General features: G+C 72.5%; 12 protein-coding genes. 8 read left to right on the top strand and 4 right to left on the bottom strand.

Annotated features, from left to right (window positions below; translation table 11 throughout):
- The 3 genes from cofD to AB0P17_RS07350 all read left to right on the top strand — a co-directional run bounded on the left by cofD (position 1) and on the right by AB0P17_RS07350 (position 2,897).
- The gene (cofD, locus tag AB0P17_RS07360) at positions 1-957 is read left to right on the top strand and encodes a 2-phospho-L-lactate transferase (RefSeq protein WP_365808426.1); all 957 of its coding nucleotides are present in this window, start codon (positions 1-3) and stop codon (positions 955-957) included.
- Positions 954-2,345, top strand: a complete 1,392-nt coding sequence (locus tag AB0P17_RS07355) for a coenzyme F420-0:L-glutamate ligase (RefSeq protein ID WP_365808425.1) — start codon at positions 954-956, stop codon at positions 2,343-2,345. The genes cofD and AB0P17_RS07355 overlap by 4 nt, the downstream gene beginning before the upstream one ends.
- A gap of 75 nt (positions 2,346-2,420) precedes the next feature.
- A complete protein-coding gene (locus tag AB0P17_RS07350; protein ID WP_365808423.1) occupies positions 2,421-2,897 on the top strand; it encodes a hypothetical protein in 477 nt (158 codons plus the stop codon).
- Between the two features lie 216 nt (positions 2,898-3,113).
- Here the strand turns inward: AB0P17_RS07350 and AB0P17_RS07345 are convergent, their stop codons facing one another.
- The 3 genes from AB0P17_RS07345 to AB0P17_RS07335 all read right to left on the bottom strand — a co-directional run bounded on the left by AB0P17_RS07345 (position 3,114) and on the right by AB0P17_RS07335 (position 6,971).
- Entirely contained in the window at positions 3,114-4,109 is a 996-nt protein-coding gene (locus AB0P17_RS07345) for a DNA-3-methyladenine glycosylase 2 family protein (RefSeq protein ID WP_365808421.1), read from the bottom strand.
- A gap of 181 nt (positions 4,110-4,290) precedes the next feature.
- Positions 4,291-5,373, bottom strand: coding sequence for an NDP-sugar synthase (locus AB0P17_RS07340; RefSeq protein WP_365808420.1), 1,083 nt, complete (start codon positions 5,371-5,373; stop codon positions 4,291-4,293).
- 131 nt (positions 5,374-5,504) lie between these two features.
- The gene (locus tag AB0P17_RS07335; RefSeq protein WP_365808418.1) at positions 5,505-6,971 is read right to left on the bottom strand and encodes a peptidoglycan recognition protein; all 1,467 of its coding nucleotides are present in this window, start codon (positions 6,969-6,971) and stop codon (positions 5,505-5,507) included.
- A 126-nt stretch (positions 6,972-7,097) separates the two neighbouring features.
- Between AB0P17_RS07335 and AB0P17_RS07330 the strand changes: the two genes are divergently transcribed.
- The 4 genes from AB0P17_RS07330 to AB0P17_RS07315 all read left to right on the top strand — a co-directional run bounded on the left by AB0P17_RS07330 (position 7,098) and on the right by AB0P17_RS07315 (position 13,681).
- Complete coding sequence (locus tag AB0P17_RS07330) at positions 7,098-7,856, top strand: TIGR03089 family protein (protein WP_365808416.1); 759 nt, start codon at positions 7,098-7,100, stop codon at positions 7,854-7,856.
- Between the two features lie 171 nt (positions 7,857-8,027).
- Entirely contained in the window at positions 8,028-9,578 is a 1,551-nt protein-coding gene (locus AB0P17_RS07325; RefSeq protein WP_365808415.1) for an LCP family protein, read from the top strand.
- Between the two features lie 221 nt (positions 9,579-9,799).
- Positions 9,800-11,611, top strand: a complete 1,812-nt coding sequence (locus tag AB0P17_RS07320; RefSeq protein WP_365808413.1) for an LCP family protein — start codon at positions 9,800-9,802, stop codon at positions 11,609-11,611.
- A gap of 498 nt (positions 11,612-12,109) precedes the next feature.
- Positions 12,110-13,681, top strand: coding sequence for an LCP family protein (locus AB0P17_RS07315; RefSeq protein ID WP_365808482.1), 1,572 nt, complete (start codon positions 12,110-12,112; stop codon positions 13,679-13,681).
- A 267-nt stretch (positions 13,682-13,948) separates the two neighbouring features.
- Here AB0P17_RS07315 and AB0P17_RS07310 read toward each other — a convergent pair whose 3' ends face one another.
- On the bottom strand, positions 13,949-14,989 hold the full coding sequence (locus AB0P17_RS07310; protein WP_365808411.1) for a glycosyltransferase family 2 protein: 1,041 nt from the start codon (positions 14,987-14,989) through the stop codon (positions 13,949-13,951).
- Between the two features lie 363 nt (positions 14,990-15,352).
- On the opposite strand from AB0P17_RS07310, the gene AB0P17_RS07305 reads away from it, so the two are divergent.
- Positions 15,353-16,731, top strand: a 1,379-nt coding sequence (locus AB0P17_RS07305) for an LCP family protein (protein ID WP_365808480.1), incomplete at its 3' end; no start/stop codon positions are given.

Below are 16,731 nucleotides of genomic sequence, written 5' to 3'. Positions count from 1 at the left end.
ATGCGCATCGTGGTTCTGGCCGGCGGCATCGGCGGCGCCCGTTTCCTGCGCGGCCTCAAGCAGGCCGCGCCCGACGCGGACGTCACGGTGATCGGCAACACCGGCGACGACATCCATCTGTTCGGGCTGAAGGTCTGCCCGGACCTCGACACGGTGATGTACACCCTCGGCGGTGGCATCAATGAGGAACAGGGCTGGGGGCGTACCGACGAGACGTTCCTGATCAAGGAGGAGCTGGCCGCGTACGGCGTGGGGCCGGGCTGGTTCGGGCTCGGCGACCGCGACTTCGCCACTCATATAGTCCGTACGCAGATGCTCGGCGCGGGCTATCCGCTGAGCGCCGTGACGGAGGCGCTCTGCGCCCGCTGGAAGCCGGGCGTGCGGCTGCTGCCGATGTCCGACGACCGCGTGGAGACCCATGTCGCGGTCGACGTTGACGGCGAGCGCAAGGCCGTGCACTTCCAGGAGTACTGGGTGAAGCTGCGGGCGTCCGTGGACGCGCAGGCGATCGTCCCGGTCGGCGCGGATCAGGCCAAGCCGGCGCCCGGGGTGCTGGAGGCGATCGGCGCCGCCGACGTCATCCTCTTCCCGCCGTCGAACCCGGTGGTCAGCATCGGCACGATCCTGGCCGTCCCCGGGATAAGGGAGGCCATCGCCGAGGCGGGCGTGCCGGTCGTCGGCCTCTCCCCCATCGTCGGGGACGCGCCGGTGCGTGGAATGGCGGACAAGGTGCTCGCCGCGATCGGTGTCGAGGCGACGGCGACGGCGGTCGCGCTGCACTACGGCTCCGGGCTGCTCGACGGCTGGCTGGTCGACACGGTGGACGCCGGTGCGGTGGCCGCGATCGAGGGCGCGGGCATCCGCAGCCGGGCGGTCCCGCTGATGATGACGGACGTGGCCGCCACCGCCGCGATGGCACGCGAGGCACTGGCGCTGGCCGAGGAGGTACGGGCATGAGCTCCGGCACGGATCGGGCGTCCGCCGCGCCGGCGGTCCCCTCGTACGGGGTGCGCGCGCTGCCGGGACTGCCCGAGGTGCGCCCCGGCGACGACCTCGCGAAGCTGATCGCGGCGGCCGGGGCCGGGCTGGCCGACGGTGATGTGCTGCTGGTCACCTCGAAGATCGTCTCCAAGGCCGAGGGCCGGATCGTCGAGGCGACGGACCGCGAGGCGGCGATCGACGCGGAGACGGTACGGGTCGTCGCCCGGCGCGGCCCCCTCCGCATCGTCGAGAACCGGCAGGGACTCGTCATGGCGGCGGCCGGGGTCGACGCCTCCAACACCGCGCCCGGCACGGTCCTGCTGCTGCCCGAGGACTCCGACGCCTCGGCGCGGGCGATACGGGAGGGGCTGCGGGACGCGCTCGGGCTCGACCTCGGCGTGATCGTCACGGACACCTTCGGGCGGCCCTGGCGCAACGGGCTGACGGATGTGGCGATCGGCTCGGCGGGCGTACGGGTCCTGGAGGACCTGCGCGGCGGGACGGACGCGCACGGCAATCCGCTGGCCGCGACGGTCGTGGCCCTCGCGGACGAGCTGGCGGCCGCCGGTGACCTGGTGAAGGGCAAGACCGGGAATCTGCCGGTGGCGGTGGTGAGCGGGCTGGGACACCTCGTGAGCCCGTCCGCCGTGTCCGGAGGGGACGACGCGGATGACGCAAACGACGCAGCCGACGCAAACGGCGCGGACACCGGTGCCCGCGCGCTGATACGGGTCGCGGCCGACGACATGTTCCGGCTCGGCACCTCGGAGGCGGTACGGGAAGCGGTCACCCAGCGCCGTACCGTCCGCGACTTCACCGACGAGCCGGTCGACCCGGGCGCGGTCCGCCGCGCGGTCGCGGCGGCGATCACGGCCCCGGCGCCGCACCACACCACACCGTGGCGCTTCGTGCTGCTGGAATCCCCCGGATCGCGGCTGCGGCTCCTCGACGCGATGCGCGACGCGTGGATCGCCGACCTGCGCCGCGACGGTAAGTCCGAGGAGTCGATCGCCCGCCGCGTCCGGCGCGGTGACGTGCTGCGCAAGGCGCCGTATCTCGTGGTGCCGTGCCTGGTGACGGACGGCTCGCACACCTACGGCGACGCCCGGCGGGACGGCGCGGAGCGCGAGATGTTCACGGTGGCGATGGGCGCGGGCGTGCAGAATCTCCTGGTCGCGCTGGCGGGCGAGCGGCTGGGCTCCGCCTGGGTCTCGTCGACGATGTTCTGCCGCGAGGTCGTACGGGACGTCCTGGACCTGCCCGAGGAGTGGGACCCGATGGGCACGGTCGCGGTCGGCCACGCGGCGGCCCCGCCGAAGGAACGGCCGGGGCGCTCGCCGGAGGCGTTCATCGAGGTGCGTTAGCACGCGTCACGACGGTCGCGACCGAGCGCGGCCACGACCGCCGCGAGGAGAGAGAAGAGAGAGCCGTCCCCGAACGTGGACCCCACCGACATCCTGATCGACGCGGCGGTCATCACGATGCCGTTCGGCGTCGTGCTGCTCCTGGTCAAGGCCGTCCATCTGCTCGTCCGCCGGCGCTGGTTCTTCGCCCGTACCGCCGGCGGTCCCTGGCGTGGGGTGGAGCTGATCGCGCTGAGTCTCGGCGCCGGGCTCCCGGCCTATGTGGCCGGGCTGTCCGTCGGCTGGGACAGCGGCGGACTCAGTACCGCCTGCGAGCGGGCGGTGAGCGTCCCCCCGGGTGGTGAGGGTCCCCCGGGTCCCCTCACCGTGGCCGAAGGGTTCCTGCCGCTGTCGAGCCACTGCCGCTGGGGCGACGGCACCCACCTCGAACTCGTCCCGGGCTGGGTGAACGTCGTGGTCCTCGCCGCGCTCGCGGGGGTCGCCGTCGGCACCGCCGTGGCCGTACGGGGCAGAGCCCGCAGCGAGGGGCCCCAGGGCGTGTTTCGAAAGTAGCGCCGTCCGCCCGCAGGGCGGGGCTTGCGGCGTCTGGTGCACTGCACTCGCTCCGCTCGCTCCGTCTCGGCACCTTGATTCGTCCTGTGGACGCCGAGCGCGATCGCAAGGCGGAGGATCGGCGCCCTCGATGGCCTGGCCGTACGTGGACGACTCCGACAACGCAGCGAGCGTGCCTGCCAGGCGTCGCGAGCCAGGCGGGACTTTCGAAACACGCTAGAGACGGGCGATGTCGCGGACCGGCATGCGGGGTGCCCGGCGGGCCGGGACGCGTCCGCTGAGGAGGATCAGCCGGGTCGCCCGGTGGCGCTGGCCCGCGTACGGGGTGAGGAGGTCCAGCATCGCCGCGTCGTCCGCGTGCCGGTCGTCGGCCAGCGCGTGGCCGACGATGCCCGGCAGGTGGAGGTCGCCGACCGTGACGGCGTCGGGGGCTCCGTTGGACCGCTGGATCACCTCCGCCGAGGTCCAGGGGCCAATGCCCGGGATCAACTCCAGCCGGGCGGCCGCCTGTTCGGGCTCCATGGCGGCGGCCTCCTCCAGCCGTCCCGCGACCCGTACGGCGCGCAGAATGGTCGAGGACCGCTTGGCGTCGACCCCTGCCCGGTGCCACTCCCAGGAAGGGATCAGCGCCCAGGTCCTGGCGTCGGGCATGACGTAGAGCGGCTCACCGGAGGCGAGGGGCGGCCCCGGCGCGGGCTCGCCGTGCGCGCGGACCAGCAGGCGCCAGGCGCGGTACGCCTCGACGGTGGTGACCTTCTGCTCCAGCACGGACGGGATCAGCGACTCCAGTACGAGCCCGGTCCTGCAGAGCCGCAGTCCCGGTCTGCGCCGCAGGGCCCCGACGAGGAGCCGGTGGCGCGGTACGAAGGCGGCCGGCTCGTCGGACGCGCCGAGCAGTTCCGGGAGGTGCTCCAGCAGCCACTCCGCGCCCGGGCCCCACGCCTCGGCGTCCACGCCGCCGCCCCGCGCGACGAGCCGCAGCGCGCCGGGCCCGGCGGGCGTACGGCTCGCGCGGCGCACCGCGCCGCCCGGCTCGGCCCGGAAGGTCGGGTCGCCGGGGCCGCGCCGCAGCGGCCCCAGGGTGAGCCCCAGGTCGTACGCGCCGTCCGGCGGCGTCCAGCGGCGGCGCAGGCCCTCCGGCGCGGGCGCGGAGCGCACGGGACCCGTGGGGTACGGGGCGCGCGCGGGGCGGGGGGCGAAGCGTCCTGCCACGGGTGGGGTCCTGGGGCCTCTCGTCCGGATCGTGAAGTCCCGGGGGCTACCCTCGGGGTCACCCCGAGGGTAGCCCCCGGGAGGGCGTCCTTCGTCAGGGGAGGGCATCCCCGCCGGGGCGGTCCGCCCGGACCGCACGGAGGACCGGACGACCACGCGGGGGCGGGCCCGGCGCGGTCGGCTACGCGTCGGACGAGAAGCGCACCGCGCCCGCCGGGAGCACCGCGTCGCACCACACACGTACGCCCTCGCGCAGTTCGTTGTCGGCGCCCACCACCGCGCCGTCCCCGACCACCACCCCCGACAGGACCGTACGGGCCCCCACCCGCGCGCCCGCCCCGATAAGCGAGTCCGTGACCACCGCTCCGGGCTCCACCACCGCGCCGGCCAGCAGCGCGCTCCCCGTCACGCGCGCGCCCGCGCCGACCCTGGCCCCCTCGCCGACCACCGTGCCGGCAGTGAGCTTCGCGCCGGCGGCCACCGAGGCCGTCGGCAGCACCAGCCGTTCGCCGCAGCGACCCGGCACCGCCGGGGACGGGGCGCGGCCCAGGACGAGGTCGGCGGAGCCCCGTACGAACGCCTGGGGCGTGCCCAGGTCCAGCCAGTACGTCGAGTCGACCATGCCCTGGAGATGGGCCCCCTCGGCCAGCAGGCCCGGGAAGGTCTCCCGCTCCACGGAGACCGGCCGGCCCGCCGGGATGGCGTCGATCACCGAGCGTCTGAAGACGTACGCGCCCGCGTTGATCTGGTCGGTGACGATCTCCTCCGGGGCCCCCGGCTTCTCCAGGAACGCCGTCACCCGCCCGTCCCCGTCCGTCGGCACCAGGCCGAAGGCGCGCGGGTCCGCGACCCGGGTGAGGTGCAGCGAGACATCCGCCCCCGACGCGGTGTGCGTCGCGACGAGCGCCCGGATGTCGAGGCCCGTCAGGATGTCGCCGTTGAAGATCAGCACCGGCTCGTCGGGCCCCGAGTACAGCCGCGACGCCACGTTGCGCAGCGCGCCGCCCGTGCCGAGCGGATCGCGCTCGGTCACGTACTCCAGGCTCAGCCCGAGCGCCGAACCGTCCCCGAAGTACGGTTCGAAGACCTCCGCGAGGTACGACGTGGCGAGGACGACGTGCTCGACCCCCGCCGCCCGCGCACGCGCCAACTGGTGCGTGAGGAAGGGGACGCCCGCCGCCGGGACCATGGGCTTCGGGGTGCGCGCCGTCAGGGGCCGCAGCCGGGTGCCCTTGCCGCCGACCAGAAGGATCGCTTCAGTCACCGTGTCGTCTCCGCTTCCCTCTGGGGCCGATTCCTCGTGCATACGTACATACGCACATACATACAGGCGTACACCCGAAGAACCGGCCGTTGTCAGCGGCCCCTCAAGACGTCAGCGTCCCTGATCCGGCGTCAGCGGCCCTGGTACCCGGCCGCCTTCGCGCGTACGGAGCCGAGCTTCCCGTACAGGCGGCTTCCCGGGCAGTCGGTGCTGAACCCGTCCCGGTGACCGGAAACGGTGTGCAGGCGGACCCGCGCGCCCTTCCCGTACTTCCCGCTGCCCCCGGACGTCAGGGTCACCTTGGCACGCGGGTTCACCCCGTGCAGACCGAGCTTCCACGCGGTGAGCCGGGCGACGGCGGTGGTGGCCGCCGACGGCGGGTTCGTGCGGTTGTACGAGCCGAGGACGGCGATGCCCGTCGTGTTCGTGTTGAACCCGAACGTGTGCGCGCCCAGCACCGGCCTGGCCACGCCTCCGGCCCGCCCTTCGTAGATGGTTCCGCATTTGTCGACGGCGAAGTTGTAGCCGAAGTCCCGCCAGCCGCTGCTCTTGACGTGGTACCGGTAGATACCGCGCAGAACGGAGGGCGTCTGCCGGCAGGTGTAGTTGTTGCCGGTCCCGCTGTGGTGCACGAACGCGGCCTTCACCGTGCCCGAGTAGCCGAACTTCTTCTCGCGCAGCGACTCGTCGGCGCCCCACCCCTTGCGGGTGACGATGCGCGGGCGCGGCGCGGCGTACGCCCGCGTGGTGGCGTCGGACACCTCCACCTCGGCCTCCGCCTTGGTGAGGGCGGGGATCTCGGCGGCGCCCAGCGACGCGAGCCCTTCGTTGGCGGACGAACTGGCCATGTCCTCGGCGGACATGACGGGGGCGAGGCCCGTCGTCCCGCCGGTCATGGTGCCGTTCGCGGGGGACGTTCCCGTCTCCATGCCGACGGGGGCGCCGACCGCCGTACCGGTCCCCTGCGTCGTTGGCTGTGCGCCTGTCTGCGGGGCCGGCTCGTCGCCCGGGTCGATCAGCTCCAGCCGCAGCCCCCGCGGGAGCAGCGGGCGGACCGGTCCCGTCCCGTCCGGTTCCGCGGTGGCCCGTACCCGCAGCTCCACGCCGTCCGAACCACCCACCCACAGCGGCGCGGTCGAGCCGCGCACCGTCCCCGAGTCCCGCTCCTGCGTCCCGGGGTCGGCGCCGTGCTCCTGGTTGTGCGTCTCGACGTCCTGCCAGCCGGACCAGACGTGGGTGGTGGCCGAGCGGGTACGGACCTGGACGGTGCCGCGCAGTTCGTCGTCGGCGTCGTCCCAGACGACGCCGAGCAGCGAGAACGGCCGTACCTCCCGGGAGGCCACACCCGGCTCCGCGGCGGAGCCGGACGACCGCGGGGAGCCGAGCGGCCGCAGGGGTACGGACTCGGTGGAGCCCGGCACGGCCCCCGCGGGCGTCCCGGCGGGGTGGGCGGCCCCGGGGCCGGTCCGGGGGCCGGCCTGCTGACTGGCCGGCGGGGCGGCCGGGGACGCGGCGAGCGCCCCCGACGGCCGCGACAGCGGGAGGACGAGTACGGCGGTGCACACCACGCCGATCGAGGTTGCAAGGTAGGCACGCATGGGCCGATCCTCGGCGCGCGCCCCACGACCCGCTCGGCGGGAAAACTGACGGGCCGTCGGCCGACCGGCGTACCCCGTCACCGGTACGGGGGCGGTCGCGTACACCGTCCGCGTACCCTTTCTCCGATGAACGCCAGCGACCATACCCCCGCCGACCTGCTGCGATCCGCTCTCGCCGCGGACCCGGCCCGCCCCTTGATCACCTTCTACGACGACGCCACCGGTGAACGCGTCGAATTGTCCGTGGCCACCTTCGCCAATTGGGTGTCCAAGACCGCCAACCTCCTCCAGGGCGAGCTGTCCGCGGAGCCGGGCGACCGGCTGGCGCTGCTGCTGCCCGCGCACTGGCAGAGCGCGGTCTGGCTGCTCGCCTGCTCCTCGGTGGGCGTGACGGCCGAGATCGGCGGCGACCCGGCCGCGGCCGATCTCGTCGTCAGCGGGCCCGCCCCCGAGTCGCTCGCCGCGGCGCGCGCCTGCGCCGGCGAGCGGGTGGCGCTCGCGCTGCGCCCGCTCGGCGGCCGGTTCCCGCAGCCGCCGGAGGGGTTCCTCGACTACGCCGTGGAGGTGCCGGGCCAAGGCGACCGGTTCGCGCCGTACGCCCCGGTGGACCCGGACGCGCCCGCGCTCCGGGTCGGCGGTACGGAGCTGACCTCGGCCGCGCTGCTCGCGCGGGCGCGCGGGGACGCGGCGGAGCGGGGGCTCGGGCCCGGTTCGCGGCTGCTGTCGGGGCTCGGGTACGAGAGCTGGGAGGGGCTCTCGGCGGGGCTGTTCGCACCCCTCGCGGCGGGCGGCTCCGTCGTACTCTGCCGCCATCTCGACCAGTTGCCGGCGGCGGCGCTCGCGGAGCGCGTGACCAGTGAGCGGGTGACCGACAGCGCCGTCTGACCTGGGCCCCGCCCCGGTCCGTTCCTCCTTCGTGCGCCACCGCTCACAGCGCCGTGACCAAACCGCAGTACATGATCGGCGAAACCTGCGGCGCACAGCACAACCAAGCGTGGCGCTCGCCCGTCTACGACAGCGACCGGCGGCCCGTGTGTGCCGCCGACGCCTTGAAGGATGGACGAAGACGTGACCGAAAGTGCTGGCACGCCGCCCGAGCCGGAGAAGAAGTCCACGGATTCCACCACGCCGGAGGACTCCGAAGAAGCCGAGGCGGGCACCGCACTCCGTGACGACAGCGCTGACGACGAAGACAGCGCCGACATAACCGGAACCAGAACCAACGGGAGCGCCGAACAGGCCGGGAACGCCGGGCAGGCCGGAAGCGCCCAGCAGGCCGAGACCGCCGAACAGGCCGGGAACGCCGAACAGGCCGGAAGCACCCAGCAGGCCGACAACGATGCCGAGGCCGGCGCCCCGCCCCGTCGCAACCGGCGCTGGCTGCGCTGGACCGCGGCCGCGGCCTCCGTCCTCCTGCTCGGGGCCTCCGGCGCCGGCTGGTGGGCCTACCGCACGCTCGACCGGAACATCACCACCGACACCACGGCCGCCGCCGAACTCCACACGTACGAGCGGGAACGCCCCACCCCGGTCGCCCTGGACGCGCAGAACATCCTGCTCATCGGCTCCGACAGCCGCGCGGGCAAGGGCAACGGCAAGTACGGGCAGGACGACGGCGGTTCGCAGCGCTCCGACACCACGATCCTGCTGCACCTCGCCGCCGACCGGAAGAGCGCGACGGCGATGTCGATACCGCGCGACCTGATGGTGGAGATACCGAGCTGCCGTTCCGCGGACGGCAGCCGCACCAGGGCCCAGTTCGCGCAGTTCAACTGGGCGTTCCAGTTCGGTGGCGCCGCGTGCACCATCCGTACGATCGAGAAGCTCACCGGCATCCGCGTCGACCACCACATCGTGATCGACTTCAGCGGCTTCGAGGACACCGTGGACGCGGTCGACGGTGTCGAGGTCTGCCTGAAGGACCCGGTCGACGACGAGCAGGCACGCCTCAAGCTCCCGAAGGGCCGCCAGACGCTCACCGGGGAGCAGGCGCTCGGTTACGTACGGGCGCGGCACGGCATCGGCGACGGCAGCGACACCCAGCGCATGGACCGGCAACAGCGTTTCCTCGGCGCCCTGTTCAAGAAGGTGCAGAGCGACGGGGTGCTGCTCAACCCGACGCGGCTCTATCCGGTGCTGGACGCGGTGACACGGTCGATCACCACCGACGCGGGGCTGAACAGCCTGACCGACCTGTACAACCTGGCCAGTTCGATGCGGGGTGTGCCGGTGGAGAAGGTGCAGTTCCTGACGGTGCCCCGGCAGCCGTACGCGCTGGACCCGAACCGCGACGAGCTCGTCGAGTCCAGCGCGAGGAAGCTTTTCGAGCGGCTGCGGGACGACGAACCCGTCACGATCGACACGGAAACCTCACCGGCGGACACCGACACCGACACCGACGCCGACACCGTCGCGGACACCGAGACGTACCCGGCATCCGACGCCGCGTCACCGTCGGCCTCGGAATCGGCACCGGAATCGGACTCGAAATCGCCGTCGGACAAGAGTTCCCCGGCCGCGCTGCCCTCGTCCGAGGCACCCTCTCCGAGCAGCACTCCGGCGCCGACTTTCACGGGTTCCAATGCCGAGGCGGGCATGTGCGGGTAAAGCAATTGGCAAAGAGAAGCGCACACTCCATGGAGATTGGGCAGATTGCCCGCTTGTAAGGGGTGAGGAATTTGTCACGGACGTCGCTCGACGTTGAACTGGGCGGATAGTGTGACGCGATCCGGTGCGTCCGGCCGTACGGTCGCACACTGCTGGATCGAAAACCGAGCGTCTTCGGGGGAAGACGCCTCGCGTGGCACCGACGGAGGATTCAAGCAACCGTGGATGCGCAAAGCCGTGGACAGGCGGACGAGATCGACCCCGCCGACCAGTGGGTCCTCAACCCGCAGACAGGTAACTACGAGCTGCGACTGGACCACTCCGAAGGGCAGCCGCCGGCCGCCCCCGCGCCCACCGCAGGCGCCGGTGGCAGAAGGAAGAGGCCTGCCCCGCAGGACAGCTCCGCCACGCCCCAGGGCCCCCGGTCGGGCGGCCGGAGCCGTAACGCCGACACAGCCGGCGGCGGGAGCGGGAGCGGGGGGCAGCGCGCCGACGTCCCCGGACAGCGCAGCCGGCGCGCGGGCAAGGGACCGGCCGCCGAGTCCGCTGCGGCGGCCCCGGGGCGGCGCAAGCGCAAGCCCAAGAAGACGGGCAAGAAGAAGGCGCTGATCTGGACCGGCGGGGTGATGGGCTTCGTCCTGGTGGGCGGCTCCATCGCCGCGTACGCCGCGTACGAGCACTTCAACGGCAACATCGCCACGATCGATGTCGAGGGCGCGGGCAGCGGCGGCTTCAAGAAGGACCAGCCCGTCAACATCCTGGTGATCGGCACGGACAAGCGGACCGGCGCGGGCAACGAGGGCTACGGGGACAAGGGCAGCGTCGGCCATGCCGACACCACACTGCTCTTCCACGTCGCGAAGGACCGCTCCAACGCGACGGTGGTCTCCATCCCGCGCGATCTGATCACCGACATCCCCGACTGCGAGACCAAGACGGACTCGGGCACCACGGTGATCCCCGGCTCGCAGCAGGTCCGCTTCAACACGAGCCTCGGCCAGGACGACCGGGACCCGGGCTGCACGATGCGTACGGTCAAGGAGCTGACCGGCATCGAGGTCGACCACTTCATGATGGCCGACTTCAACGCGGTGAAGACGCTGTCCACTGCCGTCGGCGGGGTCGAGGTCTGTGTGGACAAGGACATCGACGACCCGAAGTCCAAGCTCAAGCTGAAGAGGGGCAAGACGGTCATCGACGGGGAACAGGCACTCGCCTTCGTCCGCACGCGCCACGCCTTCGGCGACGAGAGCGACCTCACCCGGATCCAGACCCAGCAGCAGTTCCTCAGCTCGATGATCCGGACGATGAAGTCCGGCGACACCCTGACCAGCCCCAGCAAGCTGTTCAGCCTGGCGGAGGCGGCCACGCAGGCGCTGACGGTCGACACCGGCATCGGCAGCATCAAGAAGCTGAGCGATCTGGCCCAGGAGATGGCGAAGGTCCCGGCCAAGAACATCACCTTCACCACACTGCCGGTCCTCGACAACCCGGCGGAGGTCGTCAAGGCCACCGTCGTCGTCAACGAGGCCAAGGCGAAGCCGCTGTTCTCGATGATGCAGAACGACGTCTCGCTGACCGAGGTGGAGGCGAAGGAGAAGGCCGACAAGGAAGCCGCCGCGAGCAAGCAGGAAGCGCTGCTGAAGGGCGACAAGGCCGATCCGGCCGATGTACGGGTCGACGTCTTCAACGGCGGCGGTCCGCAGGGCTCGGCGCAGGAGACGCTCAACTGGCTCCAGAACACCGAGGGCGTGCCGAAGTCCACCAACAAGGGCAACGCCCCGGCGAACGTGGCGAAGACCACCCTGGAGTACGCGCCGAACCAGGCGGACCAGGCGCGCGCCCTCGCGGAGATGATGGGGCTGCCCGCCTCGGCGCTCAAGCCCGGCACGGAGGACGCGGTGGGTCTTGAGGCGATGACGCTGACCCTCGGCGGGGACTTCAAGGGCGCGGGAGTGCCCATCACCGGAGCGGCGAAGGCGCCGGAAGGTGTGCAGAAGGTCGAAGCGGACAAGCAGGTCTGCGCGAAGTGACACGTGAGCACCGGCTCGTACGGCCGGCCTGGGCCCTGTCGTTTGGATCTGGCCGGATCAGGGAGCGGGGGCTGGTGCCGTGGATCGCAAGGCGGAGGAGGGAGGCGACGCGGAGCGTCGCCGACTGACGACAACGCGGCGAGGCGCGGTGCCAGGGCACGCGAGCCCGGCAAGATCCAAACGACAGGGCCACAGGGGGATCCGGTGGGTACGAGCGGTGTACGGCGGGAAGAGGCGCGCGAACGCGGCCCACACGCCGGGGAACTGGGCTGGGACGACAGCCTGTACGGGGACGGCGCGCCCGGCGGCGCGAACGGGAGCGCGGAGGGCGGAAAGGGCGGCAAAGACGGCAAAGACGCCGGTCCCACCGCCGACGGCACGGACCGTACGGTGCCCGCGAACCGTACGGTGCACGCGCGGAACGCCGGAAGCACGGCGGACGGCCCGGAGACCGCGACCGGCACGACCGGCACCGGCGCCACGGGTGGCACAGGCGGTGTGGGCGGCGCGAACGGCTCCGGCGGTGCGAACGGGGCCAAGGGCCGGCGCCCCCGAGTCCGCCGCATACTCCGCTGGGCCGCCGCCGTGCTCTCGCTCCTCATACTCGGGACGGCCGGCGCCGGTTATCTGTACTACCGCCACCTCAACGGCAACATCCGCAGCGGCGAGCGGAGCAACGGCTCCAGCGGCCTGGACCAGCCCGCGGCCAACTCGGCGGGCCAGCGGCCGCTGAACATCCTGCTGATCGGCTCCGACAGCCGCAACAAGCCGGAGAACGTCGAACTCGGCGGCAGCAGGGGCTCCGTGGGCAGCCCGCCCCTCGCGGACGTCCAGATGCTCGTCCATGTCTCCGCCGACCGGAAGAACGCCTCGGTCGTGAGCATCCCCCGGGACACCCGGGTCGACATCCCCGAGTGCAAGGACGCGGAGACCGGCACGGTCCACCCCGCGACGAACACGATCATCAACGAGACACTGGCGCGCGGCGGCCCCGGCTGCACCCTCTCCACCTGGGAGAAGCTGACCGGCGTCTACATCGACCACTGGATGACGATCGACTTCTCCGGTGTGGTGAAGATGGCCGACGCGATCGGCGGCGTCGAGGTCTGCGTCAAGGACAACGTCTGGGACCGGCCCCTGCCCGGGGTGCCCGGCGGCTCCGGTCTCAAGCTCACGGCCGGCAAGCACCGGATCCAGGGCGAGCAGGCCCTCCAGTGGCTGCGTACCCGGCACGCCTTCGAGAGCGACCTCGGCCGGGCCAAGGCCCAGCACATGTACATGAACGCGATGATCCGCGAGCTGAAGTCACAGAACGTCTTCACCGACACGCCCCGGCTGACCGGTCTGGCCGAGGCGGCCACGAAGTCGCTGGAGGTGTCGGAGGAGATCGGTACGGTCAAGAAGCTGTTCGATCTCGCCATGCAGCTCAAGAGCGTGCCGACCGACCGGCTCACCATGACGACGATGCCGACCGTGACCGACCCCCAGGACGCGAACCATCTCGTGGCCGGCGGCGCCGACGCGGAGCACCTGTGGGCCATGGTCCGGGACGACGTGGCCTTCGACAGCAACGGCGACTCGGCCGAGGACAAGGCGGCCGCCGCCGCGGCGGCCAAGCGGAAGAAGGCCGCGGAGGACGCCCTCCAGGAGCCGACGACGACACCCGCCGAGACCGGGGTGATGGTACGCAACGGCACCGGCGGCGCGCAGACGCCCGTGCAGGGCCGTGCCACCGACATCGCCGGCGCCCTCGTGGCCAAGGGCTACACCCTGACGAAGGCGGACGGGCAGCAGTCGCCCCAGGAGACGACCACGGTCAGCTATCCGAGCGCGGACCTGGAGGGGAACGCCCAGGCGGTCGCCAAGGCCCTCGGGATCCCGACGAGTTCGGTGAAGCGCTCCACGGACGTCTCGGGCGTCACGGTGGTCGTGGGCGCCGACTGGCGCGAGGGCTCGTCCTTCCCGAAGGAGAGCGCACCGGCCGCGGGCGGGGTCCCGGACACGGCGGACGCCATCAACGGCTCGGAGAAGGACGCGTGCATGGACGTGTACGCGCCCTACCGCTTCTGAGGGCCGCCGTACCGCGGCCCGCGTCCGCGTACGTACGCGACGCGCCCCCGTACACCGCTGTACGGGGGCGCGTCGGCGTTCCGGGGCGGGCTCCCCGTGCTTTCCCCAGGGCCTGTGTGGAGTTCTCGCGTGGAGGAAGGAGCGGGGTCTGGTGCCTGTGATCGCAAGGCGGAGGAGGGCGGCGATGCGGAGCATCGTCAACCGACGACAACGCCGCGAGCACGGGTGCCGGGGCACGCGACGCCGCGAGAGAATTCCACACAGGCCCTAGGCGTCGGCCTCGACCGTGCGGGCGGCCGGGCGGCGGCTCGCGATGACCTTCTTCGCCAGCGCCTTCGGGCTGGTGAGGAAGCCGTACCCCCACGACATGTGCATGGTGGCCAGCGCCACCGGGATCTGGAGCCGGGCCTTGAGCGGCAGACCCTTGCCCGCCGGTACGGAGCCGGCCACGATCGCGGCGAGGTAGCCGCCCGGCACGACGAGGCCCCAGGGCGTGAGCACCGCGCCGACGACGAGGCCCGCGGCGATGGCGCAGACGGCCGCCGGCGGGGCGAGGTAGCGGAGGTTGATCGAGCCGGAGTGGTAGCGAGCGACGACATGGCGCCAGCGGCCGTAGTCCTTGTACTGCTTGGCGAGCGCGCGGACCGAGGGGCGCGGGCGGTACTGGACGCGCAGCTCCGGGGAGAACCAGATCGCGCCGCCGGACTCGCGGATCCGGAAGTTCAGCTCCCAGTCCTGGGCACGGATGAACTCCTCGTTGTAGCCGCCCTGCTGCTCCAGCGCCTCGCGCCGGAAGACACCCAGATACACGGTTTCGGCGGGGCCCGCCCGGCCTCCGGTGTGGAAGGCCGCGTTGCCGACGCCGATCTTCGACGTCATGGCGGCGGCGACCGCGTGCTCCCAGTCGTTCTCGCCCTCGGCGTGCATGATGCCGCCGACGTTCTGCGCGCCGGTCTCCTCCAGCAGCCGGACGGCGGTCGCGATGTAGTCCGGCGAGAGCATGCCGTGGCCGTCGACCCGTACGACGACGGGGTGCTTGGACGCCTTGATCGCCGCGTTGAGCGCTGCGGGGGTGCGGCCCGTCGGGTTGGGCACGGTCTGCACCCGGGCGCGCGGGTGGGACGCGGTCTCCCGTACCAGCTCCGCGGCGATCTCGTCCGTACGGTCCGTGGACGGGCCCAGGGCGATGACCACCTCCATGTCACCCTCGTACTCCTGCTCCAGGATGTGCCGGACGGAGTTCCTCAGATGACGTTCCTCGTTGAGCACCGGCATGATCACGGAGACTGCGGGAGGCAGGGCAGGCATGGGGTCCTTCGGGGCCTTCGGGCGGGGGCGCGTTCGAGACGGCGGGGCTGTGGTCGGTCCGCCCACGTTACCGCGAACGGGGGACAGCTGAGCGCGCCGCCCGGTTGCGCACCGGGGGCGCTGATCGTATGGGCCTACCGTGCTCACGGTCCGCTCACGGTCCACCGGTAATGCGCTCACGGTCCGCTCACACGCACCGCGGAGGTGTCCCTCGTGCCCACGCCGCCCCGCACCACCCGCCGGCCGGACGCACGCCGCCGACCGGACACCACGACGGCGCGCGCCGGCACCCGCGCCGGAGCCCGGGGCCCTGGCGGGAGCGGGCCGGGGAAGGGCGGCAGGGCCGGGCGGCCCCGCTGGGGGATGCGCATGGCGACGGCCCTCTCCGTCCTGGTCCTGGGGGCGGGCGGCATCGGCCACGCCGTCATGACCAGCCTGGACTCCGGGATCGGGCGGATCGACCCGTTCAAGGACATGAAGAACCGGCCGGGCGCGGGCCGCGGGCTGAACCTGCTGCTCGTCGGCACCGACGGCCGCGACAAGATCACCGAGGAGGAGCGGCAGAAGTACCGCCTCGGGGGCGAGCCCTGCCACTGCACCGACACGATCATGCTGGTCCACCTCTCGGCGGACGGGCGGCGCGCGAGCGTGGTGAGCCTGCCCCGCGACAGCTTCGCCGAGCTGCCCGACCACACCGACACCACCACGGGGAAGCAGCACGACCCGCACCCGGTGAAGCTGAACGCGGCGTACGCGGAGGGCGGGCCGAATCTGACCGTCCGTACCGTCGAGCGCATGACGGGGGTGAAGATCAGCCACTACCTGGAGGTCGACTTCACGAGCTTCATGAAGACGGTGGACGCGGTGGGCGGGGTGGAGATCTGTACGACCCGGCCGATGAAGGACTCGTACACCGGCCTCGATCTGGCGCCCGGCACGCACCGGATGAACGGCGGCGAGGCCCTTCAGTACGTACGGTCCCGTCATGTCGACGGCGCCGCCGACCTCGGCAGGATGGAGCGCCAGCAGCGCTTCGTGGCCGCCCTGATCAGCCGGGCGACCAGCAGCGGGGTGCTGCTGAACCCGGTGCGGTTCAAGGAGGTCACCTCGACGGTCCTGGGCTCGGTACGGGCCGACACCGGGTTCGGCGCCGAGCAGATGCTCGCCGTCAACGAGGCGATGCGCGGCTTCTCGCCCGCCTCGTCGGAGTTCACGTCCGTACCGCTGGCCGGCGGCGGTGCCTCGGTCCCGGTCAAGGGCGTCGGCGCCACGGTGAAGTGGGACCCGGTGAAGTCGAAGCGGCTCTTCCAGGCGCTGCGCGAGGACAGACCGCTGACGCCGCCGCACCGGCAGGGGCCCGGCTCCCCGGCCGCCGGGAAGGCCACGGTCGTCGCGGTGAGCCCCCGGGAGATCCGCGTACAGGTCTACAACGGGACGCGGATCGACGGCCTCGGCCAACAGGTCGACGACGCGCTGCACGCCACCGGCTTCCGTACCACCGGCGCGCCGCTCGGCTCGGACGGGAGCGAGGTGCAGCGGACGGTGGTGATGTACGACCCGCGCTGGGACCGCTCGGCGAAGTCCCTGGCGGCGGCGCTGCCGGGCAGCGAGCTGCGGGCGGTGAAGCAGCAGGGCGCGACGCTGAAGGTGATGGCGGGGACGGACTACACGGCGGTGCGGCCGGTCCACGCGGAGGAGGCGGCGAAGGGCGAGTTCGACGCGACGACCGGCGATCAGGTGGC

Origin of the sequence: Streptomyces sp. NPDC088124 (genome assembly GCF_040685895.1) — a bacterium.
GTDB lineage: Bacteria > Actinomycetota > Actinomycetes > Streptomycetales > Streptomycetaceae > Streptomyces.
Note: the sequence above shows the minus strand (reverse complement) of the source record. Positions and strands in the feature narration are given on the sequence as shown.